At 72.0% G+C, this 15,058-nt stretch carries 12 protein-coding genes; 2 read left to right on the forward strand and 10 right to left on the reverse strand.

Going from position 1 to position 15,058, the window contains the following annotated elements; all coding sequences use genetic code 11:
* Window positions 1–214: 214 nt before the first annotated feature.
* Both IVW53_07480 and IVW53_07485 read left to right on the forward strand, forming a co-directional pair.
* Window positions 215–967, forward strand: coding sequence for a helix-hairpin-helix domain-containing protein (locus tag IVW53_07480; protein ID MBF6605406.1), 753 nt, complete (start codon window positions 215–217; stop codon window positions 965–967).
* Entirely contained in the window at window positions 967–3,891 is a 2,925-nt protein-coding gene (locus tag IVW53_07485; protein MBF6605407.1) for a ComEC/Rec2 family competence protein, read from the forward strand. The genes IVW53_07480 and IVW53_07485 overlap by 1 nt, the downstream gene beginning before the upstream one ends.
* 895 nt (window positions 3,892–4,786) lie before the next feature.
* Here the strand turns inward: IVW53_07485 and IVW53_07490 are convergent.
* The 10 genes from IVW53_07490 to IVW53_07535 form a co-directional block, all read right to left on the reverse strand.
* Window positions 4,787–5,041, reverse strand: coding sequence for a hypothetical protein (locus tag IVW53_07490; GenBank protein MBF6605408.1), 255 nt, complete (start codon window positions 5,039–5,041; stop codon window positions 4,787–4,789).
* A gap of 124 nt (window positions 5,042–5,165) precedes the next feature.
* Entirely contained in the window at window positions 5,166–5,483 is a 318-nt protein-coding gene (gene rsfS, locus IVW53_07495; GenBank protein MBF6605409.1) for a ribosome silencing factor, read from the reverse strand.
* 149 nt (window positions 5,484–5,632) lie between these two features.
* Window positions 5,633–6,364, reverse strand: a complete 732-nt coding sequence (nadD, locus tag IVW53_07500) for a nicotinate (nicotinamide) nucleotide adenylyltransferase (GenBank protein ID MBF6605410.1) — start codon at window positions 6,362–6,364, stop codon at window positions 5,633–5,635.
* Window positions 6,361–7,656 carry a GTPase ObgE gene (gene obgE, locus IVW53_07505; GenBank protein MBF6605411.1) on the reverse strand — a complete coding sequence of 432 codons (1,296 nt, stop codon included), beginning with the start codon at window positions 7,654–7,656 and terminating at the stop codon, window positions 6,361–6,363. The genes nadD and obgE overlap by 4 nt, the downstream gene beginning before the upstream one ends.
* 97 nt (window positions 7,657–7,753) lie before the next feature.
* A complete protein-coding gene (locus IVW53_07510; GenBank protein ID MBF6605412.1) occupies window positions 7,754–9,235 on the reverse strand; it encodes a M23 family metallopeptidase in 1,482 nt (493 codons plus the stop codon).
* Between the two features lie 249 nt (window positions 9,236–9,484).
* Complete coding sequence (gene rho / locus IVW53_07515) at window positions 9,485–10,876, reverse strand: transcription termination factor Rho (GenBank protein MBF6605413.1); 1,392 nt, start codon at window positions 10,874–10,876, stop codon at window positions 9,485–9,487.
* Window positions 10,877–10,999: 123 nt separating this feature from the next.
* The gene (locus IVW53_07520) at window positions 11,000–11,431 is read right to left on the reverse strand and encodes a small multi-drug export protein (GenBank protein MBF6605414.1); all 432 of its coding nucleotides are present in this window, start codon (window positions 11,429–11,431) and stop codon (window positions 11,000–11,002) included.
* A gap of 49 nt (window positions 11,432–11,480) precedes the next feature.
* Window positions 11,481–12,152 carry a fructose-6-phosphate aldolase gene (gene fsa / locus IVW53_07525; protein MBF6605415.1) on the reverse strand — a complete coding sequence of 224 codons (672 nt, stop codon included), beginning with the start codon at window positions 12,150–12,152 and terminating at the stop codon, window positions 11,481–11,483.
* Between the two features lie 174 nt (window positions 12,153–12,326).
* On the reverse strand, window positions 12,327–12,917 hold the full coding sequence (locus IVW53_07530; GenBank protein ID MBF6605416.1) for a hypothetical protein: 591 nt from the start codon (window positions 12,915–12,917) through the stop codon (window positions 12,327–12,329).
* Window positions 12,918–13,131: 214 nt separating this feature from the next.
* Window positions 13,132–14,844: a CTP synthase gene (locus tag IVW53_07535; protein MBF6605417.1), complete on the reverse strand. Its 1,713-nt coding sequence runs from the start codon at window positions 14,842–14,844 to the stop codon at window positions 13,132–13,134.
* Between the last annotated feature and the right edge of the window lie 214 nt (window positions 14,845–15,058).

Raw genomic sequence — 15,058 nt, forward strand, 5'->3', positions numbered from 1 at the left:
CGACGGCGGACGGAGCGCCCTGCCGAGTGAGCCTGCCAAGGAGTCCAGGTAAGTCGCAGCTAAGCCGGCTCGGATAGCGTTCGTCATGTCGGCCGCACGACCTCGGATGTGCCCCCGAGGTCGTGCGGCCGGACCATCGGGACGCCGGGCCGGCCATCGACGCGCGACGCCCGACTGACGTCCCGTCCCGATCCTCCCGCCGACGGAGGACCGTGTGGACGACCGGCAGGCGCCATGGCGCGCCTTCGAGCTCGGCGAGCCGGCGACTCCCGTCGAGGCGCCATCAGCGGATGCGTCCGGAGGGCCGCGAGCGACGCGGGCGTCCCTTCCGATCGGCTGGGTCATCGGTGCCGTGGTCGCGCTCGTCCTCCTCGCCGGAACGGCCGCGATCCTCCTCGCCACGGCACCCCACGGGTCGACGACGTTCGGGTCGACGTCGTTCGAGAAGCCTGCGTCCGCGGCCGCCGATCCGCTGGCGAGCGCGGAGCCCGTCGGACCGGTGGTGGAGGTTTCGGGCGCGGTCCTCCATCCAGGCGTCGTCCGTCTCCGCAGCGGAGCTCGGGTGGCCGACGCGATCGCGGCGGCGGGCGGCTATTCCCCTCGCGTGGACGCCGCTCGCGCGGATCGGGAGCTCAATCTCGCCCGCCTCGTGACGGACGGCGACGAGGTCCGGGTCCCGTCCCGCGACGACCAGCCAGCGTATCGCGGCAGCGCCGCTCCATCGAGCGGTCGCTCCGGCGGCGCGGGAGGGTCGGGCGGCGCCGAAGGGTCGGCCGGTCCACTCGACCTCAACACGGCGACCGCGGCGCAGCTCGACACGCTGCCGGGCATCGGGCCAGTGACGGCGGCGAAGATCGTCGCCGCCCGAGCGACCGCGCGATTCACCGCGATCGACGACCTGCGGACGAGAAAGCTCGTCGGGGCTTCGACGTTCCAGAAGCTCCGCGCGCTCGTCGTCGTCCACTGATGCCGCGGAGCGGCTGGGTCGCGGCCGGTGCGGTCGCCACCGCGCTCGGACTCATCGCGGCCGGCTCCGCCGGGATCGCCTCTGCGACCGGGGCATGGTGCATCGGCGCTGTCACGCTCGGCGTGCTCCTCGGTTCCGGGGTCTTCCACGCCGCCGGCAGGCGGTGGCTCGCCCCGCGCACGATCGCGATCGTCGTCGGGGTCGCGCTCGTCTCGATCCGCGTCTCGGTCGCCGGCGGGTTCGATCCCCCGCCGGCTGAGCTCGCCGCGTCGGCCACCGGCAGCGGGGAGTGGCAGGCTCGGGTGGTCGCCGTCGGGACGCCACGTGACGGACAGCAGGTCGCGACGATCGAGCTGGCGCGAGCTGGCGCGCCGCCACCGCCGCGCCCGCCGCTCCGCGTCGCCGCGACGCTGCCCCGCTATCCGCAAATCCGGCCGGGTCTGCGGATCGATGTCCACGGCCGCCTCGACCGCCGGCCGGACGACGAGTACGGCCGGTACCTCGAACGGACCGGGGTGGACGCCACCCTCCGCGCCGACCGCCTGTCCGTCACCGGCGACGAGGGCGATCTGAGCGCGGCGATCGAGGGTCTTCGCCGGACCGGCGACGCGGCGCTCGCCGCGTCGCTCCCGGAGCCCGAGGCCGGCCTCGCGGCGGGAATCCTCATCGGCCTCCGCGATCGGGTCGATCGCGAGCTCGCGGCGGCCTTCGTCGGGGCCGGGGTCAGCCACGTCGTCGCGATCTCCGGCTGGAACATCGCGATCGTCGCCGCGTCGGTCGGCGCTCTCCTCCGCCGCTGGCCGCGACGGCGCCGGGCGACGGCGATCCTCCTCACGATCGCCGTGTACACCGTCCTCACTGGAGCGTCGGCATCCGTCCTCCGGGCAGCGGTCATGGCGGCTGTCGTCCTCGGAGCACGCGAATCGAACCGCCCGGGGCGGGCTGCGGTGGCACTCGGCTGGGCGGTGACCGGACTCGTCGTCGCCGGGCCAGGTCTCGTGACCGATGCGGGATTCGCCCTGTCGGCGGCCGCGACGGGCGGGCTCATGGCCTGGGCCACGCCGCTCACCGAGCGTCTCCGCAGCTGGCGCGACGGACGCCTGCCGGACTGGTTCTGCGGATCGGTCGGCGTCTCGTTGGCGGCCGAGTTCGCGACGCTGCCGATCGCGCTCCTCTGGTTCGGCCGCATCGGGATCGTCGCGCCGCTCGTCAACCTCGCTGTCGTCCCGCTCGTCGCGCCCGCGATGGCAACCGGGGCGATCGCCCTGCTCGGCGGTGGCCTCGCGGTCGCCGGTGCGCCCGGCTTCCTCGCGACTCTCATCGGGCTCCCGGCGTGGGTCGCCCTCGGCCTCATCGTGGCGATCGTGCGGGCCGCCGCGGTCTTGCCCTTCGCGAGCGTCACACTGGAGCCGCCGTCGAGCACCGCGCTGGCGGGCGTGACCGCGGTCGCGATCCTCGCGGTCGCCGGCGGATGGCCACGGCGGGTGGCCACGCGATTCCATCGGACGGCGGCGAGCCCGGCGGTCGAACGCGCGCGGTCGGGCCGACTCTCGCTCGTCGGCCAGCGGTCGGGGCGCCAGCCGTCCGGCCGCAAGCCGAGCCCCCGCGTTGCACGCGTCGCGATCGCGATCCTCGTGGCCGCCGTCGCGGGAGTCGGGTCGCTGGCGGTCACCCGACCGGACGGCCGGGTCCGCATCACCGTCCTCGACGTCGGCCAGGGCGACGCGATCCTCGTCGACGGCGATCGTGGCTCTCGGCTCCTCGTCGACGGCGGTCCGGACCCGGACCGGCTCCTCGTCGCACTCGACGCGAACCTGCCGCCGTGGGATCGGCGCATCGACGTCATCATCCTCAGCCATCCTCACGAGGACCACGTGGCGGGGCTCGCGACGCTCCTCGCCCGATATCGGATCGGCCGGGTGATAGAGCCGGGGATGCGCGGCCCGGGGCCCGGCTACCGTGCCTGGGCCGAGGAGCTCGCGGCACAGGGACGGGTCGCGGGTCGCCTCGCAACGGGTGATCGGTTCACCCTCGACGACGTCGGGTTCCGCGTCCTCTGGCCGGATGCGGGCGCCGTGCCGCGCGAGCCGGCCGACACGGGCACGGGCATCAACAACGTGTCGATCGTCCTGCTCGGGACATTCGGGACGGAGCGGTTCCTGCTGGCGGGCGACATCGAGGAGGGGATCGATCCGATCCTCCTCGCCCGCGGCGTGCCGCGCGTGGAAGTCCTCAAGATCGCCCATCACGGCAGCCGGACCTCGTCGACGCCCGCGTTCCTCGACGCCACCCGACCACGGCTCGCGGTCGTCTCGGTCGGAGCGAAGAACCCGTACGGTCATCCGGCACCGGCCACCCTGGCCCGGATCCGGGACCGGAAGGCGACGCTCTACCGCACGGATCAGGACGGCTCCGTGACGATCTCCCTCGATGGCACGCAGGCGGTCGCCTCCGCGGCGCGTCCAACGCCGGTCGCGAACGTCGCAGCGGGAGGTCCTGGCGGGGCCGATCGTGAGGCGGCGATCGCCGACGATCCGGCTGCCGGCCGGCCCCTCGCGACGCCGATCCTGCGCTTCGCCTGCGGCATCGTCCGCCCGACTGTCCCCGAGCGGACGGCCGTCCGGACCCCCACCGCCGTGCCGCCGACGACCGCCCTCGTGCGCGGGCCGACCACGGTGGTGCGCAGCCCGACGGCCGTCGCATCGGCGCCCGCTCTGCCAGCGATCCTCGCCCTGTACCATCGGGCCGATGACGGGTCCCGGGTCGATCGCCGCCGCGCCGATCGCCTACTTCTACGGCGACGATGCGTACTCGCTCGACGTCGCCGCTGGGACGCTCGCCGACCGCCAGCGATCGAGCGGCGGTCCGCCGCTCGATCGCTGGCGCGTCGCCGGCGTGACGGCGACCGCGGCGAGGATCGCTGAGCGGGTCGCGACGGCGACCCTCTTCGGCGGCGGCACGCTCGTCATCGTCGACGAGCCGGGGCCGCTCATCCGGTCGCGCGACGCCCGAACGGCGCTCGAGCGGGCGCTCGGGACCGTCGCACCGGGGAACGTCCTCGTCTTCCTCGACCTCCTCGAGCGACTGCCGACGGAACGCCGGCCGCTCACGGCGGACCGCCTGGCGCTCGCGGCGGCCGTCCGGGCCGCCGGCGGAGAGTCGCGTCAACTCCAGGGTCCGGGCACGCGGATGCCCGCGTGGATCGAGGAGCGAGCGCGGGAGCGAGGGATCCGGCTCGGCCGGGGCGCGGCTGCGGAGCTCGCCCGACGCATCGGGGGGCTCGTCCGCCAGCCGGATGTCGATCGGCGGTACGCCGGCCGCTTCGCGGTCGGCGAGCTCGAGAAGCTCGCCCTCCTCCACCCCGACGGGAACGAGATCACCGTCGCGGATGTCGAGGCCCTCGTCGCCGAGGCGATCCCGACGTCGTCGTGGGCATTCCTCGATGCGCTCGGCGAGCGGCGGGTCAGCCAGGCCGCAGACATGCTCGACCGGCTCCTCGCGACGACCCCGGAGCCGGTGCTCCTCGCCCTGCTCCACGCCCGGATCCGGGACCTCATCCTCGTCGCCGACGGGCTCGCCGCGGGCGCCTCACCGGCGGAGCTCGCTCGGGCGACGAAGCTCAGCGGCTACCGGCTCGAGCGCTCGGTCGAGATGGCCCACCACTGGACAGTGGAAGAGCTCAGCTGGGCGCTCGATGGACTCCTCGAGCTCGACATCCGGGTCAAGGGCGCGGACGGGACGATGTCGACCGAGGAGCAGCGCCGCTTCGCGTTCGTCTCGTGGGTCGCCGACCACGCGGGCCGGCTCGCCGGCTGACGATCAGTCGGCGCTCGACCAGGCCTGTTCCTGGACGACGAGGTCGCTCTCGATCGCGAAGACGCAGCGGCCGTCGCCGAGCTCGAGGGTGTCGATGAGCTCCGGGTCGATGTACAGCTGGTGGCAGTCCTCGCACAGTCCGCCCGGGATCCCGAAACACAGCCGCTCGGACCGATCCGCCATCCGGAAGGTCGTGTCGAAGCGGGTGACGATGAGCTTGCGGGTGCAGCGTGGACACCGTTCGCGAAGGCGGGACATCGGATGCGCGACCTCGAGCGGGTCGGTCTTCTCACCGACCGCTGAGCGCATCCTATGGACGCCCCTCCGACGTTGGCATGACCCGCTCGTACCGGCCCGCCCCGTACCTGTCCCTACTTCGCGGTCACTGGACGCGAAGGATCGTCTTCGCCTCGGACCAGTGCTTCTCGAGCTCGTAGTAGTCGCGCTCCGGCGGAGTGAAGACGTGGACGATCACCGACCCGAAGTCCACGAGGACCCAGTGCGAGGCGGCCACGCCCTCCCGGCCGATCGGGCGGATACCGTCGGCGCGGAGGGCCTCGACGATCCCGTCCGCGATCGCCTCGAGCTGTCGCTCGGACCCGCCCGAGCAGATGACGAAATGATCGGCCAGCGTGGTCAGGCTGCCGATGTCGAGGAGCACGATGTCCGAGGCCTTCTTGTCCTCGGCCACCTCGACGATCCGGCGGGCGACCTCAAGCGGCGGCCGTTCGGCGCGGGCGGCGGCGACGACGCGGGCGCGGTCAGGCGGTGCCGCGGTCCGGCTCGTCGATCGGCGGCGCGCCGAGGCGGCGGGGATGGTGGCGGTGGAGCGATCGGACTGTGGGTCGGTCACGAGCTGGCGGTTCCTCCTGTGCGCAGTGTCCACGCCGACGGCGCGGACGGCGCGGACGGCGTGGCCGGGTCGGGCGAGTATCCCGCCCGGTAGAGCCCATGGTCCGCGATGTACGCCGATACCGCATCCGGGACGAGATATCGAACGGACAGGCCGCGGGCGATCCGGTCCCGGATCTCCGAGGCGGACAGCCCGAGGTGCGGCCCGTCGAGGGCGACGATCCGGCCGGCGGCCTCCGAGTGGGCCCGCAGGACCGCGTCGACGTCCGGCGGGCCATGCCCATCGCGAGGAAGGACGGCGAGTCGGACGGCGGCGAGGATCCGCTCGGGCGCCTGCCAGTCGAGGAAGCCGTCGAACGCCTCGGCCGAGAGGAGGAACCACAGGTCCGGCTGCCGGCCCGCGGCCCGTTCCGCGGTCGCGAGCGCCTCCACCGTGTCGACCGTGAACGACGGCCCATCCCGGTCGAGCTCGAGCGGCGAGAGGCCCAACGCGTGATCGCCGGCGATCGCGAGTGCGACCATCGCGGCCCGATCCTCCGCGCTCGCCCCTGGAGCGCTCGAGCGGTGCGGGGGGATGCGAGCCGGGACGAACAGGACACGCTCGAGTCCGAGTGCCTCGCGAGCCGCGATCGCGACGGCGAGATGTCCCACGTGGACCGGATCGAAGGTGCCGCCGAGGATCCCGAGCCGGCCCGGAACGACGGCCGCCGGTCCGGGCGCTTCGCTCATCCGTCCTCCCATGGCTGGCGACCCCATTCGAGCTCCACGGCACCGATCCGCACCAGGTCGCCGGGGACGACGCCTGCCCGGCTGAGCTCGGTCTCGACGCCGAGGCGGGCGAGGTCGCGCTGGAATCGCTCGGCCGACTCCTCGACCGCGAAATCGGTCTGCGCGGCGATGCGCTCGATCCGGTGACCGCGGACACGGAACGCGCCGTCCTCGTCGCGCTCGACGAGGAACCCGTCGCGCGTCCCCTCGATCCGGTGGACGACGACGCCGGCCGGCTCGCGTGGAGCGGCGAGCTCCTCCGCCGAGGGAAGGAGCACGGCGAGCGCGGTCCGGAGATCGCCGAGCCCGTCGCCGTGTCCAGCGGAGATCGAGACCGCCCGGATGCCGTCGCGCGCCCGGGATCGGGCGAAGGCGGGCCACGCGGCGGCGGCACCCTCACGATCGATCTTGTTGAAGACGACGAGCAGCGGCTTCTCGAGGAGCGCCTCGTCGTGCGCCCGCAGCTCCTCGCGGATCGTCGCGTGGTCAGCCTCGGGATCGCGGGCGGACCCATCGACGATGTGGACGAGGATGCGCGTCCGCTCCACGTGGCGAAGGAAGGCGTGCCCGAGCCCCGCGCCGCGGCTGGCGCCCTCGATGAGACCCGGCATGTCGGCGATCGTGGGACGGCGCTCATCGTCCCCGCCGAAGTCCATGACGCCGAGATTCGGTTCGAGTGTCGTGAACGGATAGTCGGCGATCTTCGGGGTCGCGGCGGTCAGCGCCGCGAGGAGCGTCGACTTCCCGGCGTTCGGCAGCCCGATGAGCCCGATGTCCGCGATGAGCCGGAGTTCGAGCCGAAGGCCCCGTTCCTCGCCGGGTTCGCCCTTCTGGGCATGTTTGGGCGCCTGGTGCGTCGAGGTGGTGAAGTGGGTGTTGCCGAGGCCGCCCCGTCCGCCGCGGGCGACGAGCGCCGTCTGGCCCACCTCGACGAGGTCCGCGAGAAGGGCCCCGCTCGCATCATCGAGGACCGCGGTGCCCGGAGGGACGGCGATGGTGAGATCCTCGCCGGCCCGGCCATGGCGCCGCGAGCCGCTGCCGCGACCGCCGGCATCGGCCCGAAAATGGTGGGTGTACCGGAAGTCGCGGAGCGTGGTCTGGCCCGCATCCACCCGCAGGGCGACGGATCCTCCCCGGCCGCCGTCCCCGCCGTCCGGCCCGCCACGCGGGACGTGGGCCTCGTGCCGGAACGTGGCCGCTCCATCGCCGCCGTCGCCGGCGCGGACCCAGAGCTTCACGCGGTCGAGGAACATCGTCGCCTATCGTCCCACGTCGGCCCGCGAGCGGCGGATGTCCGCCTGCCGCGCGGAGCGGCGACCCGGAGGACCGACCCGCGTCAGCGGGCGCGGACTACAGATACCCGAGCGGGTTGACCCGGTACGAGCCGCTCGCCCACGGGTAGCCGCGCCACACCTCGAAGTGGCAGTGCGGTCCGGTCGCCACGCCGCTCGTCCCGATCCGCCCGATCTCCGAGCCGCGGCCGACCTGCTCGCCCACGCCAACGCCGATCGACGACATGTGGTAGTAGCCGGTGTAGAGGCCGCTGCCGTGGGAGATCCAGACCTGGTAGCCGCCTTCGTTGTTCCGATAGCCGGCCCAGATCACGACGCCGGCTGCGGCCGCAAGGATCGGCGAGCCATACGAGGCCGCGATGTCGAGCGCCTGGTGGCCCCACCAGAAATACTGACTGATGAACCCGCCGGGGACCGGCCAGGCGAATGTGCCGCCGGCGTACGACGCCGGGGCGGGACGGTACGCGACCCCACCACCACCGCCGCCGGACGAGCCCGACGCGGCCAGCGCGATCGGCTTCGGGGTCGGGATCGCCTTGCCGACCGCTCCGGGGAGGATGAGCTTCTGACCGATGACGAGGTTGCGGTCCCGAAGCCCGTTGTAGGTCACGATCTCGTCCGCCGGGACGCCGGTCCGGGCGGCGATCGTCGCGAGCGTGTCGCCATTCGCCACGGTGAGGACAAGGCCGCTCACCGGCGGGATGACGAGGACCTGACCGATGTGGAGCTCGTCCTTCGAGGTGAGCTTGTTCGCCCACCAGATGCTCATCATGCTCACACCGAAGTGGTTCGCGATCCCGGTGAGGGTGTCGCCGCTGCGGACCGTGTAGTTCGTGAGCTTGCTGCTCCCATCCGCGACAGTCGTGTCCACGGCGACTGGCATGAGGAGCGTCCCGTCGGCGAGGAACGGTCCGGTCTTCGGCGCGAGCGACGGGTCGGTCTGCGCGAACGGCGAGATCGAGCCGACGGGCAGGCCGGCGTCGATCGGGGCGCCGTCGATGGACTCCGGCAAGCCGGAGCCGATCGTCCCGGCAACCGCCGGGCCCGGACCCGTCGGCCCGCCGATCGCAATCCGGGGCGGCGTCCCACCGGACTGCGCGCTGCCGGTGCCGCCGGCGGCGGGCGCGCCGCCGGCGACGCTGAATGCCGACGCGACGAGCAGCAGGGCGGCGACCCCGATCGGGATGAGTCGTTCGCGGGGCAGCTGGTTCGGGATGAATCGCCCGATCGTTGCACGGGGGGCGGCCCGCAGGACCGCGGCCGTCGCGAGTACCCGCCGGAGCCGGCCGCCGGAAGGATGGATCGGGTGCGCGCCGGAGCCGTGCGTCCGGCGAGGATCGCGGGGCCGAGCCGACGCCGTGGATCCCACCGATCGCGGGCGGATCGCCGGCCGAATGGCCGCCGTGAGGCGGAGCCGGGCGCCGCGCAGGCGAGCGATGCCGCCGCCACCGGACGCCGTGAGGATGGCCGACGGTCGTGTCTTCAGGCCGGTGCGGAGACGCGTGAACAGGCGTCGGACACCGACCGCTGCGTTGCGCAATACGGTCTCCTGGCAGAAGGACGGTCAGGGGACGCGAGGTCGGCGCGTGTCCATGACGACAGCCATGGACGTGGAGTGCGGTCGACCGTCCGGGGTCGCGCTATCGAGCTGGGGGTCTCGTATAGGGCTGGGGCCCGACGGAAGTACCGGGCTCTGAGGACGGGCGAACCGTAGCAGACGTGTGGCTTCTGCGCAAACCACGACCCGAGTCGTAGGTCAGCGGGCCATCGCCCCCGCTTCCGGCGTCGGCTACGCGTCGAGGGTCTTGGTGAGTGTGGCGAGGAACTGGGCGTTGCTCTCGGTCTTGCTGATCCGGTTGAGGAGCAATTCGATCCCTTCGTTCGTGCCCACGGCGGAGAGCATCCGCCGCATCGTCCAGACCATCTTCAGCGTCCCGTCCTCGAGGAGGAGCTCCTCGCGCCGGGTGCCGGATCGCTGGACGTCGATGGCCGGGAAGATCCGCTTCTCGGCGAGCTTCCGGTCGAGGATAAGCTCGCTGTTGCCGGTCCCCTTGAACTCCTCGTAGATGACGTCATCCATCCGCGAGCCGGTGTCGATGAGGCAGGTGCCGATGATCGTGAGCGAGCCACCCTCCTCGATGTTGCGGGCCGCCCCGAAGAACCGCTTTGGCGGGTAGAGGGCGATCGGATCGATGCCACCGGAGAGCGTCCGGCCGGACGGCGGGAGGGCGAGGTTGTAGGCACGAGCGAGACGAGTGATTGAGTCGAGGAGGATGACTACATCGCGACCGGTCTCGACCTGGCGCTTGGCGATCTCGAGGGCCATCTCCGCGACGTGGGTGTGGTTCTCGGTAGGCTCGTCGAACGTCGAGCTGATGACCTCGCCCTTGACGCTCCGTCGCATGTCCGTCACCTCCTCCGGCCGCTCGCCGATGAGCGCGACCATGAGGAGGATGTCCGGGTAGTTCGCCGTCACGCCGTTCGCGATCTGCTTGAGGAGCATCGTCTTGCCGGCCTTCGGCGGGCTGACGATGAGCGCTCGCTGACCCTTCCCGATCGGGTTGACGAGGTTGATGAGCCGCTGACTGAGGTTCTTCGGATCCGTCTCGAGATTGATCAGCTCGTCCGGATGGATCGGCGTGAGGTCGGCGAAGTGATCGCGCCGGCGGGCGCTCTCGGAGTCGACGCTGTTGACGGCATCGACGCGGAGGAGGCCCCAGTACTTCTCCCCCTCGTGCGGGGCGCGGACCGCACCGGCGACCCGATCGCCGACTCGGAGCCCGTAGCGGCGGACCTGGCTCGACGAGACGTAGACATCGTCCGGGCTCGGCAGGAGGCCGTGCCGCCGGATGAAGCCGAAGCCCTCGTCCACGACATCGAGGATCCCGCTCGCGTAGTCGAGGCCCGCCCGCTCTGTCTGGGCCTGGAGGATGCGGTCGGCGATGTCGTCGCGGCGCTCCTGGGTGCCCGTCTCGAGCTCGAGGTCGCGGGCGATCGCGCGGAGCTCGGCCACGCTCATCTCAAGGAGATCGCCGATGTCGAGGTCGTTCCGCTCGCGGGCGGCTTCGAGCTCCTGCTGCTCGTCGTATTCGGTGACGGGGCCGCGGATGGCACCCTGTGGCGGGCGGCGACGGGTGCGGCGACGCTGACGATCGCGCTGATCGGGACCGAGTTGTGGCATGAGGAAGGGCTCACCGATGCTGGGAGGGACGTTCCGCCTCTCACCGGTCGCTCGCGCGGAATCGGGCCGCTGCAGGGCGAGTGAGGGGAATGGCGTGAGTCTAGGCGCTCGGTCGGCGGTTCGTCAACGGCCCCCGGTCGCGATGTGGAGGAACGCGACGCCGGCCGAGCCGGCGGCGACAAGGACGGTCGTCCAGAGCACCACGCCGGCGGCCATGCTCGCGAGGAGCCGCGACCGGGGAGCGCCGAGGATGAGGGCGACCGCCGTCCCCATCGGCGGCGCCATGACGAGCGGCGAGATCAGGCCCCAGCCCACGACGCCGTAGCGGAGCCAGATCCGTTCGAGCCGGCCCGTGCGCGGCGCGCCTCTTCCGTGGGACCGGCCGAGCCGATCGCGGATCCGGACCCCAGCGAAGAGGACGACCGAGATCCCGACGAGCGAACCGAGGACCGTGACGATCCAGATGGCGATCGCCGGGACGCCGAGGGCGATGCCGGCCGGCACGGCCGCCCATATCTCGATGAGGGCGAGCCCGAAGACGACCACGAGCGGCATGCGCGGAGTCTGCCAGACGCGCCTCGTGGCCCCCCGATCAGGGGACCGGTCAGGCGTTTGCCCTGGCAGCGAGCGAGGCCTGGGCCTTCGCCCAGTCGGCGCGGAATTGCTCGATGCCCGTATCCGTGAGCGGATGGTGGACCATCTGCTGAAGGATCTTGAACGGCAGCGTCGCGATGTGGGCGCCGGCGAGGGCGGCCTGCGTCATGTGCAGCGGGTTGCGGATCGAGGCGGCGAGGACCTCGGATTCGATCTCGTGGATGGCGAAGATCTCGGCCAGCTCGCGGATGACGATCATCCCGTCCTGATTGATGTCGTCGAGCCGACCGACGAACGGGCTGATGAGGCTCGCTCCCGCCTTGGCGGCAAGGAGGCCCTGGTTCGCCGTGAAGATGAGGGTGCAGTTCGTCTTGATGCCCTCATCCGCGAAGCGCGCGATCGCCTCGAGGCCGGTCTCGCTCATGGGGACCTTGACGACGATGTTCGGGGCGATCTTGGCGAACGCCCGGCCCTGGCTCAGCATGCCCTCGACGTCCTCCGCGACGACCTCGGCGCTCACCGGGCCGGACGTGATCCGGCACACCTCGGCAAGGATCGACTCGTAGGACGCGTTGCTCACCTTCGCGTAGAGGCTGGGATTCGTGGTGACGCCGTCGAGCACGCCCCAGCGGGCGGCGATCTTGATCTCGTCGATTTCCGCGGTGTCGAGGAAGATCTTCATCGGCAGGATCCTTCCGGTCGGGACGGGCCGGGTCGCGGTCGAGACGGGTCGCCGCTCACCCCGGCGCTCGGGTGGCCGCGCCCATGGTACGCCGCCGGCCGGCAGATGCCGTCGGCGCGCGAAAGCGGCCGGCCTCGGGACGAGGCCGGCCGCCTGCAGCTGGGAGGGCCGCCGTCAGTTGCTCGGCGCCGCCGACGCTGGGGCCGCCGGACCCGGCGCGGCCGGGACAGCGGCCCGGATGAGCTTCGCGGTGTACGAACCGTCCGGGTTCTGGAGACCGAGGACCATCGCCCGCTCGCCGGTCGCGAGGCCGGATGGCTGCACGGCCTTGCCCTTCTCGCGGACCTTCGTGGCCGTGTCGATCGTGAACGACTGGGTCGCCTTGTCCTTCATCGTGATGGTCACGCTCGTCGACGACAGGGCGGTGATCTGGCCCCGGACGTAGAGGATCGTCTTGTCGCCCTTCGCGGTCGCGACGGTGATCTGGACGCGCTCGGCGTGGCCGAGGAAGCGTCGCAGGAGGCCGCCGCGGCCCCTGGCCGGGGCGGCCGTGACGTTCGCGGTCGACGTGTTCGCGGCGAGCGCGAGGTCCGCCGCGGTCGGGACGAGGGCCGTGGCGGCACCGCCGGCAGCGACCGGCGAGGTCGCGCTGGCTCCGGCTCCGCCGGCGGTCGCGGCGGTCGCGCCGACGGCGACGGCGAGGAGGAGGGCGCCCGCGCTGAGGAGCAGGCGCATCGGGGTGATGGCGATCGAGGTAGTACGCATCGGTATCTCCGGTCGGCGGATTCTCGAGGGGTCCGAGCGCTGCGCCGAACGTCCGCCCGGCGAGGGACCTGGATCCGCGTCGTCCATGCCGGCCACGATGCACCCGACCCCGGCGCGGTTCACCCGCGTCGCTCGCCCCGAATGTAAGGGCCGTGCAAGACGCGCGCCGGGCCAGGGGCGGTCAGTCAGGTCAGGGCGCGCCGGGCCAGGAGCGTCAGGCCTCCGGCGTCGCCGCCAGATGGACCTCCGCTCGCGCGAGGATGTCGGTCGCGGCATCGTCGTGCGACGCGTCCCCTCGCGACCGCAGGATCGGCGTCCGACCGTCGCGCACGGCGATGGCGCTGGCGACGAACCCGTCGAACAGCGGATGCGGGCGCTCCGGGCGGCTCTTGAACTCGGGGTGGAACTGGCTGGCCACGAACCACGGATGATCGACGAGCTCGACGATCTCCACGAGCCGGCCGTCCGGCGACTGGCCGGAGAGGACAAGGCCGGCGCCCTCGAGCACCTGGCGATACCGGTTGTTGACCTCGAACCGATGGCGGTGCCGCTCGTAGATGACCTCTCGGCCATAGACGGCGGCGGCGCGCGACCCGGGCGTGAGACGGGCGGGATAGAGGCCGAGGCGCATCGTCCCACCCTTGTCCTCGAGCTCGCGCTGGTCCGGCATGAAATCGATGACCGGGTGCTGGGTGAACATGTCGAATTCGGTGGAGTTGGCGTCCGGCGTCCCGATCACGTCGCGGGCGAACTCGATGACGGCACACTGGAGACCGAGGCACAGGCCGAGGTACGGGACGCGCCGATCGCGAGCGTAATGGGCGGCGACGACCTTGCCCTCGATGCCGCGGTGGCCGAATCCCCCCGGGACGAGGATCCCGGCCGCTCCGGCGAGCCGCTCCGCGACGTTCTCGCCCGTGAGCGCCTCGCTGTCCACCCAGCGGACGTGGACATCGACGCCGTTGGCCCAGGCGGCGTGCTTGAGCGCCTCCGTCACCGAGAGGTAGGCGTCCGGCAGCTCGATGTACTTGCCGACGAGCGCGATGTCGAGCTCCGGCTTGGGGGCCTTGATCCGGGCGACGAGGGCTCGCCACGAGTCGAGGTCCGGCGCCGCGTCCGGGTTGCCGAGCCCGAGGTCGCGCACGATGAGCCGGCCGAGCCCTGCCGCCTCGAAGAGCAGCGGGACCTCATAGATCGTCTCGGCCGTCTCCGCCGGGATGACCGCCTCGGACGCCACGTCCGTGAACAGGGCGATCTTGTCGCGAATGTCGTCGCTCACCGGGTGGTCGCTGCGAAGGACGATGATGTCCGGCTGGATGCCGATGCCCCGCAGCTCCTTCACGGAGTGCTGGGTGGGTTTCGTCTTGAGTTCGCCGGTCGCCGCAAGGGCCGGCAGGAGCGTCACGTGGACGTACATGACGTTCGCCCGGCCCACGTCCTTGCGCATCTGGCGGATGGCCTCGAGGAACGGCAGGCTCTCGATGTCGCCGACGGTGCCGCCCACCTCGACGATGACGACGTCCGGGTCGCCATCGCGCGCCACGCGACCGATCCGCTCCTTGATCTCGTTGGTGATGTGGGGGATCACCTGGACCGTTCCGCCGAGATAGTCGCCGCGCCGCTCCTTCCCGATCACGGCCTGGTAGATGCGGCCGGTCGTGACGTTGGAGAGCTGGCTGAGGTTCTCGTCGATGAACCGCTCGTAGTGGCCGAGGTCGAGATCCGTCTCCGCTCCGTCGTCCGTGACGAAGACCTCGCCGTGCTGGTACGGGCTCATCGTCCCCGGGTCGACGTTGATATACGGGTCGAGCTTGAGGATCGAGACGTGCAGCCCACGCGCCTTGAGGAGACGGCCGATGCTCGCGGCGGTGATGCCCTTTCCCAGCGAGGAGGTGACGCCACCGGTCACAAAGACATACTTCGCCATGGGTCGGGTCCTCCGGGGGTTTTTCGAATGCTATCGGAATACCGGCCCGAGGGCAACTCGGCGTACCCGCGGGTCGCGGGCTCGTGGACATGACGCCGGCCGGCCGCGGAGGATCTCTCGTACGTTCATCCAGGGAACGTACGTGCGGGTTCTCGGGCTCGATCCCGCCTCAGCGCTGAAGGATCGTGCCCCGCTGAGCGTGACGGGCGAGGGA

This window comes from Chloroflexota bacterium (genome assembly GCA_015478725.1).
Classification (GTDB): domain Bacteria; phylum Chloroflexota; class Limnocylindria; order Limnocylindrales; family CSP1-4; genus C-114.